We start from the raw sequence: 6,921 nt of genomic DNA on the forward strand, positions 1-6,921 counted from the left end.
GCGCTGGGCGTCGAAACCTTCCAACCATTCGTTGGTCTCGGAGTCGAAGCCCTCGGGGAAGATGTAGTTGCCCTGCTCGTCGTAGCTGTCGGCCATGCCGTACTTCGCCGGGTCGAACTCATCGGTGTAGTCCTCGTTGGCCTGCTTGAGCGACAACGAAATTCGGCGGCGCTCCAGGTCGATGTCGATCACCTTGACCATCGCGTCGTCACCGACGGCAACCACCTGGTCGGGAACCTCGACGTGGCGCTCAGCCAGCTCGGAGATGTGCACCAGGCCTTCGATGCCCTCCTCGACGCGGACGAACGCGCCGAAGGGAACCAGCTTGGTGACCTTGCCGGGCACGATCTGGCCGATGGCGTGCGTGCGGGCGAAGTGCCGCCACGGATCTTCTTGAGTTGCCTTGAGCGACAAAGAAACCCGCTCGCGGTCCATGTCGACGTCGAGCACCTCGACGGTGACCTCGTCTCCGACCTGCACCACCTCCGACGGGTGGTCGATGTGCTTCCAGGACAGCTCGGAAACATGCACCAGGCCGTCGACACCGCCCAGGTCGACGAACGCGCCGAAGTTGACGATGGACGAGACCACGCCCTTGCGGATGGCGCCCTTTTGCAGCTGGTTGAGGAACTCGCTGCGCACCTCGGACTGCGTCTGCTCCAGCCAGGCACGGCGCGACAGAACAACGTTGTTGCGGTTCTTGTCCAGCTCGATGATCTTGGCTTCGATTTCCTTGCCGATGTACGGCTGCAGGTCGCGAACGCGCCGCATCTCGACGAGCGAGGCGGGCAGAAAGCCGCGCAACCCGATGTCCAGGATCAGGCCACCCTTGACCACCTCGATGACCGTGCCCTTGACGGCCTCGTCCTTCTCCTTGAGCGCCTCGATGGTGCCCCAGGCACGCTCATACTGCGCGCGCTTCTTGGACAGAATCAGCCGGCCCTCTTTGTCCTCCTTGGTGAGAACCAGCGCCTCGACCTCGTCGCCGACGGAAACGACCTCGCTGGGGTCGACGTCGTGCTTGATGGAGAGCTCGCGGGCCGGGATGACCCCTTCGGTCTTGTAGCCGATGTCGAGGAGCACCTCGTCCCGGTCAACTTTGACTATGGTGCCTTCGACGATGTCGCCATCGTTGAAGTATTTGATCGTTTTGTCGATGGCGGCGAGAAAGTCCTCGCTCGAGCCTATGTCGTTGACGGCTACTTGTGGCGAGGTGACGGCGGGACTCGGCATGTTGTTGGGTTGCTCCGGACAGGTTGGGTCGTAGGGACAATTCGGGATTTACCTGTCGAGGCTACTCGACAGGGCACAACCTGGACAAACCAGCCGACCGGCCCGTTTGCCGCCGACCTGGTGGAATGTTCCTCCGCGAATGTAACGCCACGGCGAATTCTTCGGCGGATTTTCGCCCACACGTTGCGCTCAGCGGACCGGTTAATGAGCAGCAGCATCCCAGCTGCGTCCGTAGCCCACTGATACCTCGAGTGGCACGTCGAGCGGGTAAGCACCGCCCATCTTGTCGCGCACCAGCGCCTCCACCTGTTCCCGCTCTCCCGGCGCGATTTCGAACAGGAGTTCGTCGTGCACCTGCAGCAGCATGCGGGACGCCAGTCCGGCCTCTTTGATCGCCCTGTCGACCTCGATCATGGCCACCTTGATGATGTCGGCCGCGCTGCCCTGGATCGGCGCGTTGAGTGCCGCGCGCTCGGCGGCCTCCCGCACCTGACGATTGCTGCTGTCGAGTTCGGGAAGATAACGGCGGCGGCCCAATACCGTTGAGGTGTAACCGTCCTTGCGAGCCTGCTCGACGATGTCCATCAGATAGTCGCGTACTCCCCCGAATCGGGCGAAATATTGGTCCATCTGCACTTTCGCCTCCTCGGTGGAGATCTTCAGCTGAGCGGCCAGGCCGAATGCGCTCAACCCGTACGCCAATCCGTAGGACATCGCCTTGACGCGACGACGCAGCTCCCCGGTCACTTCCTCGATCGGCACGCCGAATGCGCGCGAAGCGACGAATGAATGCAGGTCCTCCCCGGTGTTGAAGGCCTCGATGAGGCCTTCGTCGCGGGACAGGTGCGCCATGATCCGCATCTCGATCTGGCTGTAATCGGCCGTCATCAGCTCGGCCATCGCTCCATTGGGACCCTTGCCGACCACGAACGCGTCCCGGATCTGGCGGCCGGCGTCGGTGCGGATCGGGATGTTCTGCAGGTTGGGCTCCGTGGACGACAACCTGCCGGTCGCCGCGATCGTCTGGTTGAACGTGGTGTGGATGCGACCGTCGGCGGCAACGGAGTTCAGCAGCCCGTCGACGGTGACCTTCAACCGGGTCACGTCGCGGTGGACCAGCAGGTGTTGCAAGAACGGGTGTCCGGTCTTGTCGAACAGTGATTGCAGGGCATCGGCGTCGGTGGTGTAACCGGTCTTTGTTCGCTTGGTCTTCGGCATGCCGAGCTCGTCGAACAGCACCACCTGCAACTGCTTCGGTGAGCCCAAATTGATCTGCTTGCCGATCACAGCAAAGGCCGCCTCGGCGGCGTCACGAATCTGGTCGCGGAATTGGCTTTGCAGCTCGCTCAGCAGCCGCAAATCGACTGCGATGCCGGCACGTTCCATGTCCGCCAACACCTGCTGAACCGGCAACTCCATGTCTGCGAGCAGCGCAATGGAATCGATGCGGTCCAGCTCGGCGTCCAACGCGTCGGCCAGGTCGAACACCGCCCGGGCTCGCAGGATCAACGTCTGCACCGCCTGCTCATCCACCCCGTCTGCGGTGTCCAAGTCATCAAGCAGCGAAAGCTGTTGCTGCTCAGGACTTTCCGCGCGCAGCTCGCGACGGAGGTAACGCAGCGACAGGTCGTCGAGGGTGAAGCTGCGTTGCCCCGGGCGCACCAGGTAGGCCGCCAGCGCGGTGTCGGAGGTGATCCCGTTGAGCGTCCAGCCGCGGCCGGCAAGATCGTGGATCGCCAACTTCGCCTCATGCAGCGCTTTCGGTTTCGTCGGATCGGCCAACCAGGCCGCCAACGCGGCATCGTCCTCCGGCGTCAACGCGGTGGTATCGATGTAGCCGCCCTCACCGTCGGCGGCGGCGATGGCCAGCGCGGTGGCGTCCCCGCCATACGGCAGGTGGGTGCCCGCGACCGCCAGCCCGGCCCGGCGCCCATCGCCGGCGTGCTCGGCCAGCCACTGCGTGACCGTGCCGGGCTCCAGCGCGGCTCCACGGACGTCAAAACCCTCGTCGACTTCGGGCTCGACAGCGACCAGGGTCTCGAACAGGCGGTCCCGCAGGACGCGGAACTCCAGGTCGTCGAAGAGCCGGTGGATCTGGTCGCGATTCCACGGCTGCAGCCGCAGTGTGTCGGGAGTCTGCGCAAGCGGCACGTCGCGGACGAGGTCGGTGAGCTCGCGGTTGCGCACCACATTGGCCAGATTCGCCCGCAGCGCGTCACCCACCTTGCCGCGGACCGAGTCGACGTTGTCGACCAGCCCCTGCAGCGAGCCGTATTCCGCGATCCACTTGGAGGCCGTCTTCTCCCCCACGCCCGGAATGCCGGGCAGGTTGTCACTGGGATCGCCACGCAGCGCGGCGAAGTCGGGGTACTGCTGGGGCGTCAGCCCGTATTTCTCGACAACGGCCTCCGGGGTGAAGCGGGTCAATTCGCTGACGCCCTTGCGCGGATACAGCACCGTGACGTCGTCGCTGACCAACTGCAGCGAGTCGCGGTCGCCGGTGACGACCAGCACGCGGTAGCCCTCATTCTCGGCCTGGGTGGCCAGCGTCGCGATGAGGTCGTCGGCCTCGAACCCCGCTTCGGAAAGCACCGTGATACCCAGCGCCCCCAGCACTTCCTTCGTGATGTCGATCTGCCCGTGGAACTCGTCGGGGGTCGACGAGCGGTTCGCCTTGTACTCCGGGTAGCGCTCGGAGCGAAAGGTCTGCCGCGACACGTCGAAGGCCGCGGCGATGTGGGTGGGCGCCTCGTCGCGCAGCAGGTTGATCAGCATGGCGGTGAAGCCGTACACCGCGTTGGTGGTCAGGCCGCCGCGGGTCTTGAAGTTCTCGGCGGGCAGCGCGTAGAAGGCTCGGAATGCCAGGGAATTGCCGTCCAGCAACATCAGCGTCGGCTTGGCGTGTTCCTGGGTAGCGGCGGGCACGGCTCTCACTCTAGGCACCCGGTCTGACGGCTTCGGGCCTCCGCCGGAACTGCAACACGTTTCAGTTTTGCGTTTGCGCTGGGTAGTCTGGCCGAGTGCCAGAGGTCACCAGCCAACAACCCGCCATCGATGGATGGTTCGCGACCGACTCTTCTGTTGAAGGAGCCGGCGTACCGCACCTGATCGGCAGCAAGTGCCCCCACTGCGGGACCTACGTCTTTCCGCCCCGGGAGAACAACTGCCCCAATCCGGGCTGCGACAGCGACGCACTAGAGGCCGTCGCCCTGTCCAATCGCGGAACGCTGTGGAGCTACACCGAAAACCGGTACCCCCCGCCCGCGCCCTACCCCGCCCCCGACCCGTTCGAGCCGTTCGCAATCGCCGCCGTGGAGCTGGCCGCCGAGGGGCTGATCGTGCTGGGCAAGGTGGTCGACGGCACGCTGGCCGCCGACTTGAAGGTCGGCATGGAGATGGAGCTGACCACCATGCCGCTGTTCACCGACGACGACGGCGTGGAGCGCATCGTGCACGCATGGAGGATCGCGTCGTGAGCGCGCCCGAACCGCTCTACATCCTCGGCGTCGGGATGCATCCGTGGGGCAAGTGGGGTCGCGACTTCACCGAATACGGGGTGGTCGCCGCCCGCGCCGCGCTGGCCGAGGCCGGCCTCGACTGGCGGCAGATTCAGCTGGTCGCCGGGGCCGACACCATCCGCAACGGCTACCCCGGCTTCATCGCCGGGTCCACGTTCGCTCAGAAGCTTGGCTGGAATGGCGTTCCGGTCAGCTCCAGCTACGCCGCGTGCGCCAGCGGTTCGCAGGCCCTGCAGAGCGCCCGCGCCCAGATCCTGGCCGGCTTCTGCGACGTCGCCCTGGTGATCGGCGCCGACACCACCCCGAAGGGCGCGTTCGCTCCCGTCGGCGGGGAACGCAAGAACGATCCCGACTGGCAGCGGTTCCATCTCATCGGTGCGATGAATCCGGTGTATTTTGCGCTGCTCGCGCGGCGCCGGATGGACCTGTACGGCGCCACACCCGAGGACTTCGCCCAGGTGAAGGTCAAGAACTCACTGCACGGCCTGCAGAACCCATATGCCAGATACCGCAAGGAGTCCTCGGTCGACGACGTGCTCGCAAGCCCGGTCGTGGCCGACCCGTTGCGGCAGCTCGACATCTGTGCCACCTCCGACGGCGCCGCGGCATTGGTGGTGGCGAGCGCCGACTTCGCCCGCAAGCACCTCGGCTCGCTGGACGGGGTGCCCTCGGTCCGCGCGGTCAGCACGGTCACCCCGCGCTACCCCCAGCACCTGCCCGAATTGCCAGACATCGCAACGGATTCCACCGCGGCGGTGCCCGCGCCCGAGCGGGTGTTCAAGGACCAGATTCTGGACGCCGCCTACGCCGAGGCGGGCATCGGGCCCGAGGACGTGAGCCTGGCTGAGGTCTACGACCTGTCCACGGCGCTGGAGCTCGACTGGTACGAGCATCTGGGGCTGTGCGCCAAGGGCGAGGCCGAGGCGCTGCTGCGCAGCGGAGCCACCACTATCGGCGGCAAGGTTCCGGTCAACCCGTCCGGTGGGCTGGCGTGCTTCGGCGAGGCGATTCCCGCCCAGGCCATCGCGCAGGTCTGCGAGCTGACCTGGCAACTGCGCGGTCAGGCCACGGGCCGGCAGGTCGAGAATGCGAAGGTTGGTGTCACCGCCAACCAGGGACTGTTCGGCCACGGGTCGTCGGTGATCGTCGCGCGCTAAAGCGTGAACCACCTTTTCGCGACCGTGCACAGTTGTACGGCCGCAACGGCGTGTCGCCGTACAGACGCGCACGCTCGCGCCTACTCGGCGGCCTCGTCGCCAAGCGTTTCCAGCACGACTTCGGCCACCCGCTTCATGGTGGTCCGCCGATCCATGGCGGCGCGCTGAATCCACTTGAAGGCCTCGGGTTCGGTCATGCCCTGTCTGGTCTGCAGTAAGCCCTTGGCACGTTCGACGAGCTTGCGGGTCTCGAGTCGGTCCGACAGCGTCGCCACTTCGCGTTCCAGCGCGGTGATCTCGCTGAACCGGCTGAGCGCCAATTCGATGGCCGGGATCAGGTCGCTGATGGTGAAAGGCTTGACCAGATAAGCCATGGCCCCGGCGTCGCGGGCACGTTCAACCAGGTCCCGCTGGCTGAACGCGGTCAGGACCACGATGGGTGCGATGCGTTTGCTCGCTATCTCCGACGCCGCATCGATCCCGTCGCGGCGCGGCATCTTCACGTCCATGATCACCAGATCCGGCTTGTGTCGCTCGGCCAGTTCGACGGCTTCCTGCCCGTCGCCGGCCTCGCCGACGATCTCGTAACCCTCCTCTCGCAGCATCTCGGCCAGGTCCAGCCGGATGAGCGCTTCGTCTTCGGCGATCAGCACGCGCCGGGGCGCAGCAGCGGTGGCGTCGGTGTCGGTCGTGGGGCCTGCCATGACCGACATTGTCTCGTGAACGCCCGCGACCAGCGACCTCGGGGGCGGCGCCAACGTGAGACCACGCCGATCCTCTATGGTGGGAGGCTGCCTTAAGGTGGGAGGCCGGACCGCTCTCCTTGAGAGCCCTCGTATCCCAACTGGCAGAGGAACTGGACTCAAAACCCAGACAGTGTGGGTTCGAATCCCACCGAGGGCACAATGTGATGTATCAAGACATACGAATAGCCCGAACCCTCGTTTAGGGTTCGGGTTTTTTCGTGGGGCGTCCGCCGGGAACGCCTCGGGGTTGGTAGTCCCTGGTGGGGT

General features: G+C 65.6%; 5 protein-coding genes and 1 tRNA gene. 3 read left to right on the plus strand and 3 right to left on the minus strand.

Going from position 1 to position 6,921, the window contains the following annotated elements:
- On the minus strand, positions 1-1,233 hold a 1,233-nt coding region (rpsA, locus tag JO059_RS03720), incomplete at its 3' end, for a 30S ribosomal protein S1 (RefSeq protein WP_293314769.1).
- A 201-nt stretch (positions 1,234-1,434) separates the two neighbouring features.
- Positions 1,435-4,119, minus strand: coding sequence for a DNA polymerase I (polA, locus tag JO059_RS03725; protein WP_293314773.1), 2,685 nt, complete (start codon positions 4,117-4,119; stop codon positions 1,435-1,437).
- 134 nt (positions 4,120-4,253) lie between these two features.
- Between polA and JO059_RS03730 the strand changes: the two genes are divergently transcribed.
- Positions 4,254-4,709 carry a Zn-ribbon domain-containing OB-fold protein gene (locus JO059_RS03730; RefSeq protein WP_293314770.1) on the plus strand — a complete coding sequence of 152 codons (456 nt, stop codon included), beginning with the start codon at positions 4,254-4,256 and terminating at the stop codon, positions 4,707-4,709.
- Positions 4,691-5,908: a lipid-transfer protein gene (locus tag JO059_RS03735; RefSeq protein ID WP_293314771.1), complete on the plus strand. Its 1,218-nt coding sequence runs from the start codon at positions 4,691-4,693 to the stop codon at positions 5,906-5,908. The genes JO059_RS03730 and JO059_RS03735 overlap by 19 nt, the downstream gene beginning before the upstream one ends.
- A gap of 80 nt (positions 5,909-5,988) precedes the next feature.
- Here the strand turns inward: JO059_RS03735 and JO059_RS03740 are convergent, their stop codons facing one another.
- Positions 5,989-6,612, minus strand: a complete 624-nt coding sequence (locus tag JO059_RS03740; RefSeq protein WP_293314772.1) for an ANTAR domain-containing response regulator — start codon at positions 6,610-6,612, stop codon at positions 5,989-5,991.
- Positions 6,613-6,737: 125 nt separating this feature from the next.
- Between JO059_RS03740 and JO059_RS03745 the strand changes: the two genes are divergently transcribed.
- Positions 6,738-6,811: transfer RNA gene (locus tag JO059_RS03745), tRNA-Leu, on the plus strand.
- Positions 6,812-6,921: the final 110 nt, after the last annotated feature.

Source organism: Mycobacterium sp., assembly GCF_019247615.1.
Taxonomy (GTDB): domain Bacteria; phylum Actinomycetota; class Actinomycetes; order Mycobacteriales; family Mycobacteriaceae; genus Mycobacterium.

Excerpts from the sequence above, each read along its gene's own strand:
- JO059_RS03740 (WP_293314772.1), bottom strand. The coding sequence starts at position 6,612 with ATGGCAGGCCCCACGACCGACACCGACGCCACCGCTGCTGCGCCCCGG.
- polA (WP_293314773.1), bottom strand. The coding sequence starts at position 4,119 with ATGTTGCTGGACGGCAATTCCCTGGCATTCCGAGCCTTCTACGCGCTG.
- JO059_RS03735 (WP_293314771.1), top strand. The coding sequence starts at position 4,691 with ATGGAGGATCGCGTCGTGAGCGCGCCCGAACCGCTCTACATCCTCGGC.